This window comes from Plantactinospora sp. CNZ320, from assembly GCF_002846275.1.
Genome location: NZ_PJMP01000001.1, coordinates 6,279,846 through 6,296,484, shown reverse-complemented (window position 1 = coordinate 6,296,484; position 16,639 = coordinate 6,279,846). Strand labels below are relative to the sequence as shown.

At 70.0% G+C, this 16,639-nt stretch carries 13 protein-coding genes; 4 read left to right on the top strand and 9 right to left on the bottom strand.

The annotated features are described in order from the left end of the window. The first annotated feature begins 60 nt into the window (after window positions 1-60). Both CLT71_RS28265 and CLT71_RS28260 read left to right on the top strand, forming a co-directional pair. Window positions 61-3,891, top strand: coding sequence for a multifunctional oxoglutarate decarboxylase/oxoglutarate dehydrogenase thiamine pyrophosphate-binding subunit/dihydrolipoyllysine-residue succinyltransferase subunit (locus CLT71_RS28265; protein ID WP_101369782.1), 3,831 nt, complete (start codon window positions 61-63; stop codon window positions 3,889-3,891). Window positions 3,892-3,965: 74 nt separating this feature from the next. Then, complete coding sequence (locus CLT71_RS28260; protein ID WP_101369781.1) at window positions 3,966-4,145, top strand: DUF6104 family protein; 180 nt, start codon at window positions 3,966-3,968, stop codon at window positions 4,143-4,145. A 28-nt stretch (window positions 4,146-4,173) separates the two neighbouring features. Here the strand turns inward: CLT71_RS28260 and CLT71_RS28255 are convergent, their stop codons facing one another. The 8 genes from CLT71_RS28255 to CLT71_RS28220 all read right to left on the bottom strand — a co-directional run bounded on the left by CLT71_RS28255 (window position 4,174) and on the right by CLT71_RS28220 (window position 12,016). Continuing rightward, window positions 4,174-5,694 carry an FGGY-family carbohydrate kinase gene (locus CLT71_RS28255; RefSeq protein WP_101371862.1) on the bottom strand — a complete coding sequence of 507 codons (1,521 nt, stop codon included), beginning with the start codon at window positions 5,692-5,694 and terminating at the stop codon, window positions 4,174-4,176. A 35-nt stretch (window positions 5,695-5,729) separates the two neighbouring features. Further along, window positions 5,730-6,251, bottom strand: coding sequence for a PPC domain-containing DNA-binding protein (locus tag CLT71_RS28250; RefSeq protein WP_158242323.1), 522 nt, complete (start codon window positions 6,249-6,251; stop codon window positions 5,730-5,732). A gap of 20 nt (window positions 6,252-6,271) precedes the next feature. Next, window positions 6,272-7,159: a carbohydrate ABC transporter permease gene (locus CLT71_RS28245; RefSeq protein WP_101369779.1), complete on the bottom strand. Its 888-nt coding sequence runs from the start codon at window positions 7,157-7,159 to the stop codon at window positions 6,272-6,274. 4 nt (window positions 7,160-7,163) lie between these two features. Next, window positions 7,164-8,105, bottom strand: a complete 942-nt coding sequence (locus CLT71_RS28240; RefSeq protein ID WP_101371861.1) for a carbohydrate ABC transporter permease — start codon at window positions 8,103-8,105, stop codon at window positions 7,164-7,166. A 65-nt stretch (window positions 8,106-8,170) separates the two neighbouring features. Then, entirely contained in the window at window positions 8,171-9,520 is a 1,350-nt protein-coding gene (locus tag CLT71_RS28235) for an ABC transporter substrate-binding protein (RefSeq protein ID WP_158242322.1), read from the bottom strand. Continuing rightward, a complete protein-coding gene (locus CLT71_RS28230) occupies window positions 9,517-10,374 on the bottom strand; it encodes a cyclase family protein (protein ID WP_101371860.1) in 858 nt (285 codons plus the stop codon). Before CLT71_RS28230 ends, CLT71_RS28235 begins: the two co-directional genes overlap by 4 nt. Further along, on the bottom strand, window positions 10,371-11,192 hold the full coding sequence (locus CLT71_RS28225; RefSeq protein WP_101369777.1) for a cyclase family protein: 822 nt from the start codon (window positions 11,190-11,192) through the stop codon (window positions 10,371-10,373). The genes CLT71_RS28230 and CLT71_RS28225 overlap by 4 nt, the downstream gene beginning before the upstream one ends. An 86-nt stretch (window positions 11,193-11,278) precedes the next feature. Next, entirely contained in the window at window positions 11,279-12,016 is a 738-nt protein-coding gene (locus CLT71_RS28220; RefSeq protein ID WP_101369776.1) for a GntR family transcriptional regulator, read from the bottom strand. 396 nt (window positions 12,017-12,412) lie between these two features. On the opposite strand from CLT71_RS28220, the gene CLT71_RS28215 reads away from it, so the two are divergent. Then, window positions 12,413-13,165, top strand: a complete 753-nt coding sequence (locus tag CLT71_RS28215; protein ID WP_101369775.1) for a hypothetical protein — start codon at window positions 12,413-12,415, stop codon at window positions 13,163-13,165. Window positions 13,166-13,796: 631 nt separating this feature from the next. Here CLT71_RS28215 and CLT71_RS37565 read toward each other — a convergent pair. Next, complete coding sequence (locus tag CLT71_RS37565) at window positions 13,797-13,967, bottom strand: hypothetical protein (protein WP_199187747.1); 171 nt, start codon at window positions 13,965-13,967, stop codon at window positions 13,797-13,799. A gap of 125 nt (window positions 13,968-14,092) precedes the next feature. Between CLT71_RS37565 and CLT71_RS28210 the strand changes: the two genes are divergently transcribed. Next, the gene (locus CLT71_RS28210; protein WP_143743642.1) at window positions 14,093-16,423 is read left to right on the top strand and encodes an MMPL family transporter; all 2,331 of its coding nucleotides are present in this window, start codon (window positions 14,093-14,095) and stop codon (window positions 16,421-16,423) included. Window positions 16,424-16,639 lie beyond the last annotated feature (216 nt).

Sequence of the window (16,639 nt, the reverse complement as noted above, 5' to 3'; positions counted from 1 at the left end):
GGACCGGTGGGCAGGAGACCGCGTGACACACAACCCGCGTGAAAGAGGCGATTACCGGCCGTGTCGACCCAGCAGACTTCGCAGGAAAATCCACTGGCGGGGTTCGGCCCCAATGAGTGGATCGTCGAGGAAATGTACCAGCGCTACCTCGCCGACCCCGCCAGCGTCGATCCAGCCTGGCACGACTTCTTCGCCGACTACCGACCCGCCGCGCAGTCCGGCCCGGACGGCGGTGACACCGGTGACGCCAAGGTGACCGCCGGCAAGGGCGGCACCGGCACCGCCGTCGAGCAGCCTCCCGCGACCGCGCGCCCCTCCGCCAGGACCGAGGCCGAGCCGGCCACCCCGGCCGGCAGCCCGGCGCCGGCCAAGCGCGCCACTCCGGCGCCGGACGGCAAGACCGCCGCCCCGGCACCGGACGGCAAGGTCACCGGCGCACCGAAGCCGGCCGCTGGCACGCCGAAGGCCGCCGCACCCAAGGCCGCCGCTTCGAAGGCCGCCGCGTCGAGCACCGCCGACAAGGGCACCAAGAGCACGCCCACCGGTAGCCAGACCACCCCGCTGCGCGGCGTGGCCGCCCGGATCGTGCAGAACATGGACGCCTCGCTGTCGGTGCCGACCGCGACGAGTGTCCGCGCGATACCGGCCAAGCTGCTGGTGGACAACCGGATCGTGATCAACAACCACCTCGCCCGGGGCCGGGGCGGCAAGGTCAGCTTCACCCACCTGATCGGGTGGGCGCTGATCAAGGCGCTCGCCGAGCACCCGGAGATGAACAACTCGTTCACCGAGGTCGACGGCAAGCCGGCGCTGGTCAAGCCGGAGCACGTCAACCTGGGCATCGCGATCGACCTGGCCAAGCCGGACGGCTCGCGCACCCTGGTGGTGCCGTCGATCAAGGCCGGCGAGCAGATGGACTTCCGGCAGTTCTGGCAGGCGTACGAGGACATCGTCCGCCGGGCCCGGCGCAACGAGCTGACCATGGAGGACCACAGCGGTGCGACGATTTCGCTGACCAACCCGGGCGGGATCGGCACCGTGCACTCGCAGCCGAGGCTGATGGCCGGGCAGGGCACCATCATCGGGGTCGGCGCGATGGAGTACCCGGCGCCGTACCAGGGGATGTCCGAGGAGACCCTGGCCGAGCTGGCGGTCAGCAAGATCATCACGTTGACCAGCACGTACGACCACCGGATCATCCAGGGCGCGCAGTCCGGCGAGTTCCTCAAGACCATCCACGAGCTGGTCCTCGGTGAGCACGGCTTCTACGACGAGATCTTCACCTCGCTGCGCATCCCCTACGAGCCGGTGCGCTGGATGCGGGACGTGGCGGTCAGCTCCGAGGGGCAGATCAACAAGACCGCCCGGGTGATCGAGATCATCCACGCCTACCGGGTCCGTGGACACCTGATGGCGGACACCGATCCGCTGGAGTTCAAGATCCGTAAGCACCCGGATCTCGACGTACTCCAGCACGGTCTGACCCTGTGGGACCTGGACCGCACCTTCCCGGTCGGCGGCTTCGCCGGCAAGCAGAAGATGAAGCTGCGCGAGGTCCTCGGGGTGCTCCGGGACTCCTACTGCCGCCGGGTCGGCGTGGAGTACATGCACATCCAGGACCCGGAGGAGCGGCGCTGGATCCAGGAGCGGATCGAGCGCAAGTACACCAAGCCGGCGCCGGACGAGCAGAAGCACGTACTCAACCGGCTCAACGCGGCCGAGGCGTTCGAGACCTTCCTCCAGACCAAGTACGTCGGCCAGAAGCGCTTCTCGCTGGAGGGCGGCGAGTCGCTGATCCCGCTGCTCGGCGAGGTGCTGGAGTCAGCCGCCGAACACGACCTCGACGAGGTGGTGATCGGGATGGCTCACCGGGGCCGGCTGAACGTGCTGGCCAACATCGTCGGCAAGCCGTACGAGAAGATCTTCTCGGAGTTCGAGGGGCACCTCGACCCGCGCTCGACGCAGGGCTCCGGCGACGTGAAATACCACCTGGGGCAGGCCGGCAAGTTCACCACGCCGGACGGCGAGCACTCGATCAAGGTGTCGGTGACCGCCAACCCGTCGCACCTGGAGGCGGTCGACCCGGTGCTGGAGGGGATCGTCCGGGCCAAGCAGGACCGGATCGACCTCAAGCTGGAGGGCTACACCGTGCTGCCGGTGGCGGTGCACGGCGACGCCGCCTTCGCCGGTCAGGGTGTGGTGGCCGAGACGCTCAACCTGTCGCAACTGCGCGGCTACCGCACCGGCGGCACCGTGCACGTGGTGGTGAACAACCAGGTCGGCTTCACCACCGCACCGGAATACTCGCGGTCGAGCCTCTACAGCACCGACGTGGCCCGGATGATCCAGGCGCCGATCTTCCACGTCAACGGCGACGACCCGGAGGCCGTGGTCCGGGTGGCCCGGCTGGCCTTCGAATACCGGCAGGCGTTCAACAAGGACGTCGTGATCGACATGGTCTGCTACCGGCGTCGCGGGCACAACGAGGGCGACGACCCGGCGATGTCCAACCCGTTGATGTACAAGATCATTGACTCGAAGCGGTCGGTCCGGAAGCTCTACACCGAGGAGCTGATCGGGCGCGGCGACATCACCGTGGAGGACGCCGAGGAGCTGCTGCGCGACTTCCAGGCCCAGTTGGAGCGGGTCTTCAAGGCCACCCGGGACGCCGCCTCGTCGGCCCGGCAGACCGCCCGGCCCCGCCGGCAGCCGGAGCCCGAGCCGCAGGTGGAGACCGCCACCACCGTCGAGGCGCTCCGCGCGGTCGGCACCGCGCACACCGCGCTGCCGGACGGCTTCACCCCACACAAGCGGATCCAGCAGTTGCTGGACCGGCGGGCCAAGATGACCGAGTCCGGCAACATCGACTGGGGCCTCGGTGAGATCATCGCCTTCGGCACGCTGCTCCAGGACGGCGTCACGGTCCGGCTCGCCGGCCAGGACTCCCGGCGCGGCACCTTCGTGCAGCGGCACGCCGTGATCGTCGACTCCCGGACCGGCGCCGAGCACACCCCGCTGTCCACCCTGGCCGACGACCGGGCCCGGTTCTTCGTGCACGACTCGCTGCTCAGCGAGTACGCGGCGATGGGCTTCGAGTACGGCTACTCGGTGGAGAACACCGAGGCGCTGGTGCTCTGGGAGGCGCAGTTCGGCGACTTCGCCAACGGCGCGCAGACGGTGGTCGACGAGTTCATCTCCTCCGGCGAGGTGAAGTGGGCCCAGCAGTCGGCGGTGACCCTGCTGCTGCCGCACGGCCACGAGGGCCAGGGGCCGGACCACACCTCGGGCCGGCCGGAGCGGTTCCTCCAGCTCTGCGCCGAGGACAACATGCGGATCGCCATCCCGAGCACCCCGGCGAACTACTTCCACCTGCTCCGCCGGCAGGCGCTCTCGCCGAAGCGCAAGCCGCTTGTGGTCTTCACCCCGAAGTCCCTGCTCCGGCACAAGCTCTGTGTGTCGAGCGTGCAGGACTTCACCACCGGCACCTTCCAGCCGGTGCTGACCGACAGCTCGGGCGTGGCGCCGGAGGCGGTCAAGCGGGTGCTGCTCTGCTCCGGCAAGGTCTACTACGACCTGCTCCAGGCCCGTACCGAGCGGGGCATCACCGACACCGCGATCGTCCGGGTGGAGCAGCTCTACCCGCTGCCGGTCGAGGAGGTCCGGGCCGCGCTGGCGCAGTACCCGAACGCCGAGGACTTCGCCTGGGTGCAGGAGGAGCCGGCCAACCAGGGTGCCTGGTCGTTCGTCGCGCTCAACCTGCTGGAGCACCTGGAGGGCGTACGCCTGCGCCGGATCTCCCGGCCGGCGGCGGCGGCCCCGGCGGTCGGTTCGGCGAAGATGCACGACGCAGAGCAGACCGCGCTGATCGAGGCGGCGCTCCCCCGCCCCTGAGGTGTTAGGAAGGGCCCCCGCTACAACAGAAAGCGATATGAAGGGGCCCTTCCTTACACGTGAGAGAGGACGTTGTGTACTTCACCGACCGAGGCATCGAGGAACTCGTCGAGCGCCGGGGCACCGAGACGATCACCCTGGAGTGGCTGGGCGCCCGGCTGCGCGACTTCGTCGACCTGAACCCGGAGTTCGAGACGCCGGTCGAGCGGTTCGCCACCTGGCTGGCCCGGCTCGACGACGAGGACGACCTCTGACGCGTCGGCCCGGTCGGACAGCCCGGCGTCAGGCAGGCGTTTCCGGGCGGCACCGCCCCGGTGCGCGAACGCCAGCGGGTGCCGCCAGGCGGTGCACGATGTCGCGGGTCGCCGGGTACAGCTCGCGGTACGCCCGGTAGCCGCGCCGGTACGCGTCGGCGGTCGCCGGGTCCGGTTCGACCCGGCCGGCCCAGCGCGTCCAGTCGTCGGCACGGTCGACCAGCCCGGCCGCGAGTCCGGCGAGGTAGGCGTCACCGTAGCTGGCCCCGATCGTCTGGGCGGGGATCAGCTGTGGCGCTCCGGTGACGTCGGAGACGATCCGGGTCCAGAGTGAGCGGGCGCCGCCGCCGACCGCGATGACCCGGCCCGGCGGCGGCAGGGTGCTGGCCATCTCGTCGAGGTGGTGCCGGACCGCGTACGCGGTTCCTTCCAGCACCGCGCGGTAGAGGTGCCCGCGCCCGTGGTCGAGGGTCAGCCCGGCGACGACCCCCCGCGCCTGCTCGTCGAAGAGCGGGGTCCGCTCGCCAGCGAAGTACGGCAGCAGCACCAGGCCGTCCGCGCCGGCCGGTACGGCAGCCGCCTCCTCGGTCAACCGGTCGTAGCCGGTGCCGCCGGTCAGCTCGCGCAGCCACTCGACGACGGCGCCGGAGGTGGCGGTGCCGCCGGCCACGCAGAAGCTGCCCGGGAAGACGCCAGTGGTCGACCACATCCTCGGGTGCACGACCGGCGCGGGCACCACCTGGGTGAGGAACATGGTGGTGCCGTACATCAGCATCAGGTCACCGGGCCGGGTGGCGCCCACGCTGGTGGCCTCGGCCCAGGCGTCGACGGTACCGGCGGTGACCGGGGTGCCTTCGGGCAGTCCGGTGGCACGGGCGGCGGCAGCGGTCACCCGGCCGGCGACCTCGGCCGGCCAGAGCAACCGGGGCAACTCCAGCCCCGGGGCGATCTCCGCGGCCAGGTCGTCGATCCACGCCTGCGCGTGCAGGTCGTAGAGCGGGTCGCTCTGGCTGGCCGAGTGGTGGTCGAGGACGTACTCGCCGGTGAGCCGGTGGACCAGGAACGAGCTGGCCATGAAGAGGCGCCGGGTCTCCGCCCAGACCTGTGGTTCGTGCCGGCGCAGCCAGCGCAGCTTCGGGCCGACCGCCTGGCTGGTGAGCCGGTTGCCGCCGCGCCTGACGATCTCGTCGGCGCCGATCGCCTCGGTCAGTTCGACGATCTCGGCGCTGGCCCGGGTGTCGACGCCGTACAGGATGGCGGCGCGCAGCGGCTGTCCGTCCACTGTGGTGGGTAGGAGGCACGGCCCGATGCCGCTGACCGCCACGGCGGCGACCGGTCCGGGGGCCGCGGCGAGCAGTTCCCGGACGATCGCGACGCACTCGGCCCACCAGATCGTCTCGGCGTCGTGCTCGACCCAACCCGGCCGGGGCCGCGACACCCGGTGCGGGCGGGTCGCGGTGGCCAGCACCGTCCCGGCCGGGTCGGTGAGCACACCCTTGCTGCTCGACGTGCCGACGTCCACGCCGAGCAGGCAGGCGTCAGCGGCCATCGGCAACCCCGGCATTCCAGGGGTACGGACCGGCGTCAGCGGCCATCGGCCGGTCCGGCGTCGCAGGCGTGCAGGCGGATCTGCGGCAGGCCGGTGACCTCCCGGTCGTACTCGCGGTCGATCCGGATGTCGGTCAGCTCCTGGAGGAAGACCTCACCCTGGCTCCAGATGGTGGCGCGGAAGACGTGCCCGCCGCGCACGTTGCCACCGGCCTCGGAGAAGAGGGCGTGGCAGTGCGCCCACAGCTCGCCGTCGAGGGTGGTGACGTTGCCCTGGACGGAGAGGATCTCCATCGGGCGTTGCAGCACGACTGTGTCGATCTCGTCGGCGAACTCGTGCTCGCGGTGGATCGGCAGGGTGGTGATGTCGCGCGGGTTGCGCAGGTAGACCTCCTTGATGGTGCCGATCACCGAGAGGATCACCGCGGTCTGTACGCCGTGGTCGCGGCAGACCTGCTCGATCGAGTCGGTCAACTGGTCGCCGGGCTTGAGGCTCGCGGCGATCACCCGGCCGTTGCCGGCGGCGCGGCTGACGACTGCGGGTACGGTGCTGGTCATGGTGCCTCCAGAGATGCTTGTCATTTGACGCTGCCCATCGTCATTCCGGTGACGATGTGCCGTTGTGCGGCGAGGGTGAGGATGAGGACGGGCAGCATGATGATCGAGGCGTAGGCCATCATCGGCCCCCAGTCCAGGGACGCCTCGTGGACGAAGTTGAAGACCGCCACCGGCAGGGTGCGGCTGTCGCTGTCCGAGAGGATCAGCGACATCTTGAACTCGTTCCACGAGAAGATGAACGCCAGGATGCCGGCGGTGAGCATGCCGGGCCGGGTCAGCGGCAGGGCGATCCGCCAGAACGTCTCCAGCTTTCCGCAACCGTCGACCTCGGCCGCGTCGTGGATCTCGTCGGGCAGCCCGGCGAAGAAGTTCACCATGATGAAGACGGTGAGCGGGAACGTGATGATGACGTGCGACAGGATCAGCGCCGGGTAGGTGCCGACCATCCGCAGCGTGGTGAACGCGACGAAGAACGGCACCAGGTAGGCGACGCCGGGCAGCAGCCGGGCGGTCAGCAGCGCCAGCGACAGTTTGGACTGCCGGTAGCGGGCGATGCTGTACGCCGCCGGTACGCCGATGGCCAGCCCGAGCAGGCTGGAGAAGGCGGCGATGACCAGGCTGTTCGTCATGTACCTGCCGAACGGGGTACTCGTCAGCGCGTCCCGGTAGTTGTCCAGGGTCGGCGTGAAGTCGAACCACTTCGGCGGAATCGTGTAGATGTCGACCTGCTGCTTGAACGACGAGGTCAGCATCCAGAAGAAGACGAACAGTGCCGGCGCGAGCGCGACGGTGACGGTGAGGGCGAGCGCGATCCGGCCCAGGAGTGATCGCCGCCTGCGTCGGGGTCGGGCCATCGGCCGGGGCGCCGGCTTCGCGGCCGGTCGTTGCGGGGTCAGGGTCTGGGACATCGGTTCACCCCTGGTCGGTACGCGCCCGGAGGCGGGTGAAGATGATCGCGACGAGGAAGACCAGCAGGGTCAGCCAGACCAGCAGCATCGACCCGTACCCGAAGTGCAGGTAGGACAGGCCCTGCCGGAAGGCGTACAGGTTGAGGGTCTCCGACGCGTTGCCGGGACCGCCGTCAGTGATGACCTTGATGATGTCGAACGTCTTGATGGCGTCGATGAGCCGGAAGAGGGCGGCGACGACGATGACCGGGCGCAGCAGTGGCAGCGTGACGCTGACGAGCGTCCGCAGGGACCCGGCTCCGTCGACCCGGGCGGCCTCGAACGGTTCCTGCGGCAGGGCGGCCAGCCCGGCCAGCACGATCAGCATCACCAGCGGCGTCCACATCCAGGTGTCGACGATCGCCAGTGCCGGGATGACGAGGTTGGCGTCGCTGATCCACAGCAGGGTCGGCCCGCCGACGGACTTCACCAGGTAGTCGAGGATGCCGATGGTCGGGTCGAACATCATCTTCCAGACCAGGGCCACGGCGGCCGGCGTCGCGATCATCGGGAACATGAACAGGGTGCGGGCCACCCCCCGGCCGGGGAACCTCTGGTGGAACAGCAGTGCCGCCCCGACGCCGAGGAGCACCTGGAGGCCGACCGAGAGCGTGACGAAGTAGACGGTCCGCCAGATGCTGGCCCAGAACTGGCCGTCGCCGAGCGACCGGGTCAGGTTGTCCAGGCCGACGAACTCCGGTGGACGCAGGCCGCCGGACCACTCGTGGAAGCTGAGATAGAGCGTGTAGCCGATCGGGAAGGCCAACATCGCCACCACGACGATCAGCGCGGGCGCCGGCAGGATGTAGCGGTCGTAGCGGTCCAGGATGTCGAGCAACCGGCGCCGGGGCGCGGGCTGCGGGTCCTGCCGCCTGGGTTGCGGTGGGCTTTCGATGAGCTGGGCCATCGGGACCAGGTCCTCCCTTGCGAGGTCCGCGGCCGGAGGCTCCCGCCTCCGGCCGCGGCCGATCACTAACGCATCGCGTCGAGCAGGCCCTGCAGCTTGGTGTTCTGCTGGTCCGCCGTTCGCTTGAGGGCGTCGCCGGTCTGGCCCTCCAGGGCCTTGTTGGCGACCACGCCGGCGATCTCACGTGCCTCGACCCCGGGCGTCACGGGCGGGTTCATCCGGGCCCGGGCCGTCTCGGTGCTGGTGAGCACCACCTTGGTGAACTCGGGCGTCTTGTCCGCCTGCTTGAAGTCAGCCGACTCCCAGGCCGAGGCGCGCGGGCTGGGCCAGCCGGTGAGCTTCAGGTCGAGGTTCATCTGCTTGCTGGTGGCCCACTGGATGAAGTACCAGGCGGCGTCACCCTTCTCGGAGAACGGGTTGATGCCGTAACCCCAGCCGCCGATGAACGGCGCCGGGTCGCAGTTGGCGCGCGGGACCGTGGTGTACCCGACCTTGCCGGCCACCCGGGACTTGCTCGTGTCCTCGAGGTCCTTGACGAAGAGGTTCACGTCCAGGAACGCGAACACGTTGCCCTGGGCGAACTGCTGCGACGGTACCGGCCAGTCGAAGCCGGTGATGCCGGGCGGGCCGTACTTCTTGCCGAGCTGGCCGTAGACCTCGTACGCCTTCAGCGCCTCGGGAGAGTTGATCGCCGCCTTGCCGTCGGTGACCCACTCGCCACAGTGCGCGTACAGGAAGGAGGAGAACGGTGTGGTGGTCTGGTACGGGATGCCGCGCAGCGCGAAGCCGTACACCCGGTTGCTCGGGTCGTGCACCGCCTCGGCGGCGGCGGCCCACTCCTCGAACGTGGTCGGGACCGGCAGGCCGGCCTTCTCCAGCAGGTCCTTGCGGTAGTAGACCAGGTCGGTCTGCATCTCCCAGAGCACGGTGACCGTCTTCTCCTCGACGGTCATCGCCTTGCGGATGCCGGCGCCGAAGTCCTCGAAGTCGTACTCCGGGTTGGTGGTCCCCGGGTTGTCCAGGTACTTGCCGAGGTCGGTGTACCAGCCGTTCTTGGCGAACTGGAGGCCGTCGACCTCCGGGAAGGTCGCCATGACGTCGAAGTCCGAGGCCCGCGAGGTGAGCCGGACCGGCAGGTTCTGCCGGTAACTGGTGACGTCGGCGGCCTCGATCTCGACGGTGATGCCGGTCAGTTCCTTGAACTCGCCGAGCTTGGCGCGAAGGCTGTCCACCTGGCCGGTGTCGGCGACGTACACCTTGATCGACTGGCCGTCGTAGCGCTTCCAGTCGAAGGTGTCACCTGTGTACTCCGGGCCCTGGTCTCCGGTTCCGCCGCCGCCGCAGGCGGTGATGGCGAGCGTCGCGGTCAGGGCTATCGCCAGGGTTTTCGTTATCGATCTGACTGAGCGTTTCATGTCGGTTCTCCTGGGGAGCGGACCGGGTCTGACGAGCGGACCGGGTCTTGGGAGGCACCGTCGTCGCCGGGAACCTGCGCGATCACGGTGCAGGGCGCCTCGCCGACGCCCTGGGCGTTCAGCGGGGCGAGGGTGAGCCGGACCCGGCGCCCGGTGAGGGCACCGCATCCGACCAGACCGGCGACGGTCCAGACGGAGCCGGTCAGGGCCAGGGTGGCGGCCCAGTCGCGCCGCACCTTGTCCGGTCGGTAGTGCGCGATATACGTCTTGGCCGCGTCCGACGGGTACGCGGGGCGCAGCCACGGTTGCAGCGAAGTCCATTCCGTCCGGGCATGCTCGCCGCCCGGACGGTCGAGGTAGAGGCAGTCGGTGAGCAGCAGTTCCGACGAGTTGGCGCCGAGGATCTCGACCAGGGCCTCGGCCGCCTCGACGCTCAGGTACGGCCCGTCGAGATAGAACGACTCGTCGGCGAAGCGGCTTGGGTCGTCTCCCCAGCCGGTGGCCAGCACGACGGCGTCACCGGTGCGCAGGTCGGCATCGGCAAGCGCGGCACGTACCGCGTCGGCGGAGATCTCTTCGCCCGCTCCGGCCGGACAGGCCACGACGACCGCGGGCCGGTCGAGCAGTTGCCCTGGCGACAACTGGTCGACGGTGGCGCCGGACGGGGAGCCGAGTGCCGGCCCCAGCAGGCGGGTGGCCGAGCCGCTGCCCATGGTGATGTGGAAGAGGTTCGCGCCGTTGTAGGTGAGCGTCGCGATCTCCTCGGTCCGGTACGGCGCCTCCCAGGGGAAGAGGCTGCCGGCCGGCGAGTCGGTGGTGATCGGGCGGGTCAGGTTGACGGTTCGCAGAGTCATCGGGCCTCTCCCGCCTCGTCGCCGTCGACGGCCAGTACCGTGCACGGCGCCCCTTCGGCACCGGCGATGAAGAGCGGCAGCACGGTGACCCGTACCCGCTTGCCGCGCAGCGAGCCGCAGTTGGCCAGCGCGGCGACCGGGGACATCGCGAGGTGCAGGACGACCGAGGATCCCCAGTCCGGTGCGCCGCCGCCGGCACCTCTGGCCGGGGTGTAGTGCCGCATGTAGATCCGGGCCTGCTGGGACGGGAACGGCGGGCGGTCCCACGGCTTGCGGGACGCCCACTCGGGGTACATGAACGCCTCGCCGAGGTTGCCGATGTAGGCGCAGTCGGTGAGCATCAGGTCGCTGCCGCGTTCGGTCATCACCTCGGCGAGCCGCTTGGCGCCGTCGAGGGAGAAGTGCGGGGTGGTGGTGGCGTACTCGTCGCCGAGGGTGCGGTAGCGCTCGTCGTCACCCCACCCGGTGCGTACCAGTACGGCGTCGCCGTCGCGGTAGTCGGGATCGTTGACCACGGCGCGCTCGATGTCCTCGGCCTCGATCTCCTCGCCGGCCTGCTTCGGGATGTCGATGACGACGGTCTCGCGGTTGACCAGGGTGCCGTAGTCGAGTTCGTGGATCCTCGGCGCGTCGTCGTCGTAGCAGGCACCGAGCATGAGCCGGGTGCCGGCCTCGCTGTGGAAACTCATCTGATGGGTCGCCACGCCCTGCCGTTCGTGGGTCGTCACCGGCGTGAGCTGGAACGGGGAGTCCCAGGCCCACACGTTGCCGACCGGCATGAACGGATAGAGCGGCAGCGTCAGGTTGAGGGTTCTCATCGTTCCTCTCGCTATCTTTCGGTACGGTCCGGCGCCCGGCCGCTGCGGCGGCCGGCCGGTCAGTTGCGGTTCGGGAGGGCGGGCGGTCAGGCCTCCGCGTTGCCCTGCGGGAAGTAGAGGCGGGGCTGGGCTGCCGCCCAGCGGCTGCGTTGTTCGGCCATCACCCCGCCGACCAGGTAGACGTGGTTGATCACCTGCTCGGAGATGGCCTCGGGGTCGCCCTCGCGCACCACGTCGAGCAGGACCCGATGCGACTCCGCGATGTCCTGCACCCCCAGCGTCGGGCCGACCATGTTCAGCCAGAGCCGGAACAGCACGTGCTGCTCGTCCCAGGCCCGCATGACCCGGGGCAGTCCGCACGGCGCGCACAGCGCCCGGTGGAACCGGTGGTCGAGGTCGGCGATCCGGCGGATGTCGCCGGCCACCGACGCCTCGTGCATCTGGGAGATCAGATCCTGGAGACCGACCACGTCGGACGGTTGCAGTCGCGGCGACGCCTGCTGGTACGCCAACGTCTCCAGCACGGTACGGATCATGTGCAGTTCGTGTACGTCCTGCTCGGTCAACTGGACGACCCGGGTGGTTCGCGCGGACTCCTCGACGAGCAGACCGTCCCGCTTGAGCAGCCAGATCGCCTCCCGGAGCGGAGCCCGGCTGACGCCGAGCTGCCGGGCCAGCGACTCCTCCACGATCCGGGTGCCCGGCGGCAGTGTGCCGTCGAGGATCGCCGCCCGCAGCACGTCGTACGTCGATTCGCTCAGCACGACCTTCTGCGGTACGCGCAGAGCGGTGACGGACGGTGCGGGTTCAGCGGAGTTGACCATGCGACAAACCTTCCGAAGGGATTCCAGACTCGGTGTGGTCCGGTAGCTATCGTCGACGGTGTACGGTACTCGGAAACCTAGCTGTAACGTGAATGGCCGTCAAGAGCCCGAGTGCAGGTTATTTGCGAACCCAAAGTCCCTGGCAGAAGCCATGTCGACCGAGGAGGCGGCAGAATTCCGGTCTGAGATACCGAGATGGTGACGTAACACGTACGTGACATACGCGGTCGTGTACGACAGGTTCGTGCCGTAGAGATACTTCAGCGTCGAAATCACGCTGCGCTATCTCCGGCTGAAGGTGACCAGAGGTCCGGGCGGGCTGGGCCACAGCAACTACGCCCGGGGGTACGGCAGGCCGGAGCAGAGCCCGAACCCGCCGGCATGGTGAGATGGTGCATGCTCGACGCCGGCGCCGCGGTTCACCTCTTCGACGCCCGGTCCCACAGCATCGTGGTGCTGCCGCCGCCCGATCGAGGGCCCATCGTCCTGGCGTTGAAGCACGCCAGCGCCGATTCGCTCCCGCTGAACCAGCACCGGACGGTCACCATGGCCGACACGCTCCGCCGGCTGCTCGAATGGAAAGGCTACGACGTCGAGACCGTGCCACGGGTCGATGTCAAGTCGGTGATCGAGGTTTGCGGCCCCGATGACCTGCTCTGCAAACTGCTCGTCGCCCCCGTGAAGGTACGCAGGGTGATGTTGATCAGCGAGTTCCGCCGGTGGGGACCGTGCCGTCCCGGTACCCTGCAAGATCTGACCGAGCATGGTTTGACCGATGCCGATGTGCGGCTAGGTTGGCTGATGGCCGGCCACTACCGCCAGGTCCGCCGATTCTGGGCCTGCAGCCCCCTCGGGTACCTCGATGACGCCCGCGTCACCCGCCGACGAATGGTCCGCCGTGCCGGGCGCTTGGACCCGCTGCCGGCCGTGCCGACCGAAGCGGCCGCAGTCCGGCTGCTGCGGCCGTACACGCCCGGCTTTCGCGCCCTGGCGAACGTCGATGCGGCACTCAGCACCGACCTGCACACGCCACGGGCGATCGCTGCTCTGCACCTGGCGCTTCGCACACCCGAACTCACCGCGCACGACCGCAGGGTGCTGCTATCAGCGGCGCATCGGCTCCTTGGCCTGCCCCTGGAAACCGGGTGACCCTCCAGCCGGGGCGTCACCCTTCGGCTGGCCAACTTTCGTGGACCTGGCCAACTCGTGGACTTGGCCAACTTGGTGTGGACCGGACAGTCGGCTTCACAGGTGGGCGACAGAAGAGCACCGCAGTGCGGTCGTGCAGCAGTCCTCACGACTGCCGGAGCAGAGACTTCCTGGCCGATTTCCGGAGTGCGGGCCGGCCTAGTGCCTCGTCTTTGAGGGTTGATGGGGTAACCGTTTAGGTGTGGGGCACCTTGGGCGAGCTGTTTTCCAGCCGTGTGACGTGACGTGGCATCGGCGTCGCTGGGCGGACGGCCGACGACCTACGTGAGCGGTCGGCGGCGGGGCCGGGGGTGGTCGGCGGCGGAGCCGGGGGTGGTCGGCGCGGAGACTGTCGAGCTGGGTGCACAAGCGGGGCACGGAAGCCGGGGGTTGCCGACGGCGTGCCGCGGTCCGGGTCGACCGGCCAGGCGGGCCCGGGGGGTTCGGGCAGCCCGGGAGGGTGGGCGCACAAGCGGGGCAGCTCGACAGTCTCCCCGGCGCGTATCCCCACCCCGCACCCGACCCGACGTGTCGCCGGCCCAGAGATACCCGGCGGCACCGGATCACCCGATCAACCTCCAAAGACGAGGCACTAGCCGAGCGCGAGCCAGCCGACCAGCGCGGCCACCACGACGACCGCGACCGCAATCCCGATGATCAGCGGCAGCCTGGACGGCGGTTCGACGGCCGTCGACTCGGGAGAGTGCGCGAAGGCCCGGAACGCCTCGGTGTTGCCACTGGGGTCAGGGTGCTGATCAGACATGTGGAGCACGATAGCGAACCGGCGCACGGTCAGGCTTGCCCTACCCTCGCCACCCGGTCGCCCCTACCCCGGACCAGGGTGCCCGCCGGATCGAGCCTGACCGGCCCGGCCCATAGCGTCGGGTCATGACCACGTCGACGCTTCTGCCACCGCCGGCGACCAGCCCCGACGCCGGCCCGGCGGCCTACCGCAACCGCAACCTGGCCGCGAGGATCGCCGGCTGGAGCGCCCGGCACCGCGGGATCGCCGTCCTCGGCTGGCTACTGTTCGTGATCGCGGCGACCGCGCTCAGCGCCGTCGTCGGCACGGTCGAGGCGAAGAACAGCGAGTACGGACACGGCGACTCCCGCCGGGCGGACGAGATCATCGCCGCTGCCGGCTTCCCCGACCGGGCCGCCGAGATGGTACTGATCGAGAGCGACGCCCTCCTCGCGGAGGATCCCGCCTTCCGGGCCGCAGTCGCCGACACGACTGCCGCGCTCGAGCGCACCGGCCAGGTGACTGACGTACGGTCGGACGCGGTCTCCGGCGACCGGCACGCCGTACTGGTCACCTTCGACCTGACCGGCCCGGCCGACGACGCCGCCGACCGGGTCGGACCGGTACGCGACGCGGTCGCCGCCGTGGCCCGCGACCATCCCGAGCTGTACGTGGCGCAGACCGGCGGGGCAAGCATCGGCGAGGCGATCGGCAGGACCCTGAACGCCGACATGCACCGGCTGTCGATGCTCTCCATCCCGGTGACCCTGGGCATCCTGATCGTGGCGTTCGGGGCGCTGCTCGCCGCCGTACTGCCGATGGGGTTGGCGCTCACCGCGTTCCTGGGCTCGCTCGGGCTGCTCGCCGCGGCCAGCCGGCTCGCCCCGGCGGTCGACACCACGATGCACCTGATGCTGCTGATGGGGCTGGCGGTCGGGGTCGACTACTGCCTGTTCTACCTGCGCCGGGAGCGGGAGGAACGGGCCCGGGGCGCAGATCCCGGACAGGCGCTGGCGATCGCCGCCGCCACCTCCGGCCGATCGGTGCTGATCTCGGCGCTGACCGTGATCATCGCGATGTCCGGGATGTTCCTGACCCAGGACACCACGTTCATCAGCCTGGCCACCGGCACGATCCTGGTGGTCGCCACCGCCGCCGTCGGTTCGCTCACCGTGCTGCCGGCGGTGCTGAGCAAGCTCGGTGACCGGATCGACCTGGGCCGGGTACCCGGGTTGCACCGCCGGGGGTCGGGCGGCCGGTTCTGGCGTACCACGATGAACCTGGTGTTGCGCCGGCCCGGGATCTCCGCCGCGCTGGCCGCCCTCACCCTGCTCGGCCTGGCCGTGCCGCTGCTCGGGATGCGGACCGCCGAGGAGGACATCACGGCGCTGAAGAACCCGGCCCCGGCACTGAGCGCCTTCCTCCGGGTCAAGGCCGCCTTCCCCGGCGGCGCCGAGCCGGCGGTGGTGGCGATCCGGGCGGACGACGTGACCACCCCGGCCCTGACCGCCGCGATCGACGACCTGAAGACCCGGGCGCTCGCCACCGGCCAACTGCACGAGCCGGTCACCGTCGAGGTCAACCCGGACCGGACCGTCGCGGTGCTCACTGTGGGACTGGCCGGCTCCGGCGTCGACGCCACCTCCGAGCAGGCGGTACGCACCCTGCGCGAACAGCTCGTCCCACGCACCGTGCAGGGCGTCGACGGTGCGGAGGTACTCGTGACCGGGCTGGCCGCCGACTCGGTCGACTTCAACGCGGCGCTGGGGCGCAGCGTGCCGCTGGTCTTCGGCTTCGTGCTGGGGCTGGCGTTCCTGCTGATGCTCGTGTCGTTCCGGTCGATTGTGGTGGCGGCGACCGCGATCGTGCTCAACCTGCTCTCGGTGGCCGCCGCCTACGGGCTGCTGGTGGTGGTCTTCCAGCACGGCTGGGGCGAGGCGCTGCTCGGCTTCGAGTCGGTCGGCGCGATCACCAACTGGGTACCACTGTTCCTCTTCGTCATCCTCTTCGGGTTGTCGATGGACTACCACGTCTTCGTGCTCAGCCGGATCCGGGAGGGGCACGACCGGGGCTGGCCGAGCAAACTGGCGGTCTCCCGGGGCATCCGGGGTACCGCCGGGGTGATCACCAGCGCCGCCGTGGTGATGGTGGCGGTCTTCGCCCTCTTCACCACCGGCACGTTGGTGTCGATGAAGGAACTCGGCTTCGGGCTGGCGGTCGCGGTGCTCATCGACGCGACAATCGTCCGGGCGGTACTGCTGCCCGCGGTGATGGTGCTGCTCGGCGAGCGGAACTGGTATCTGCCCCGGTGGCTGGGGTGGCTGCCCCGGTTCTCACCCGAGGAGGTGCCGTCGGGCGGGCTGCCGCAGGGCGGGGCCACCGGGGTCGAGTTCGGGGCCGGGGCCACCGGGGTCGAGTTCGGGGCCGGGGCCACCGGGGCCGAGGTCGGGGTCGGGGTCGGGGCGCCGGTGCGCTGAGGCGACCGGGCGAGGGGGACGGTTGCCGGGCAACGGCGGATCGGGGGCGGACGGCGGGACAAACCGTCCGGGTGGCCGCCGTACGAGGACCGTAAAGCTGGCCTCGTACGGCGTTCCGCCGTCTAGCGTCGGTGCTGTGCGCGTGAAGCCCAGGGTCTCAGGGCTGTTCGTCCTGCTACTGCCCATCGCGCTCACCGTCAGCGGGTGGGTGGTCGC

Bases quoted from the DNA above. Each gene is read 5' to 3' on its own strand.
- CLT71_RS37565 (WP_199187747.1), bottom strand. From the start codon at position 13,967: ATGTCTGATCAGCACCCTGACCCCAGTGGCAACACCGAGGCGTTCCGG.
- CLT71_RS28220 (WP_101369776.1), bottom strand. From the start codon at position 12,016: ATGGTCAACTCCGCTGAACCCGCACCGTCCGTCACCGCTCTGCGCGTA.
- CLT71_RS28240 (WP_101371861.1), bottom strand. From the start codon at position 8,105: ATGGCCCAGCTCATCGAAAGCCCACCGCAACCCAGGCGGCAGGACCCG.
- CLT71_RS28250 (WP_158242323.1), bottom strand. From the start codon at position 6,251: ATGACCAGCACCGTACCCGCAGTCGTCAGCCGCGCCGCCGGCAACGGC.
- CLT71_RS28225 (WP_101369777.1), bottom strand. From the start codon at position 11,192: ATGAGAACCCTCAACCTGACGCTGCCGCTCTATCCGTTCATGCCGGTC.
- CLT71_RS28210 (WP_143743642.1), top strand. From the start codon at position 14,093: ATGACCACGTCGACGCTTCTGCCACCGCCGGCGACCAGCCCCGACGCC.
- CLT71_RS28255 (WP_101371862.1), bottom strand. From the start codon at position 5,694: ATGGCCGCTGACGCCTGCCTGCTCGGCGTGGACGTCGGCACGTCGAGC.
- CLT71_RS28245 (WP_101369779.1), bottom strand. From the start codon at position 7,159: ATGTCCCAGACCCTGACCCCGCAACGACCGGCCGCGAAGCCGGCGCCC.
- CLT71_RS28215 (WP_101369775.1), top strand. From the start codon at position 12,413: ATGCTCGACGCCGGCGCCGCGGTTCACCTCTTCGACGCCCGGTCCCAC.
- CLT71_RS28230 (WP_101371860.1), bottom strand. From the start codon at position 10,374: ATGACTCTGCGAACCGTCAACCTGACCCGCCCGATCACCACCGACTCG.
- CLT71_RS28235 (WP_158242322.1), bottom strand. From the start codon at position 9,520: ATGAAACGCTCAGTCAGATCGATAACGAAAACCCTGGCGATAGCCCTG.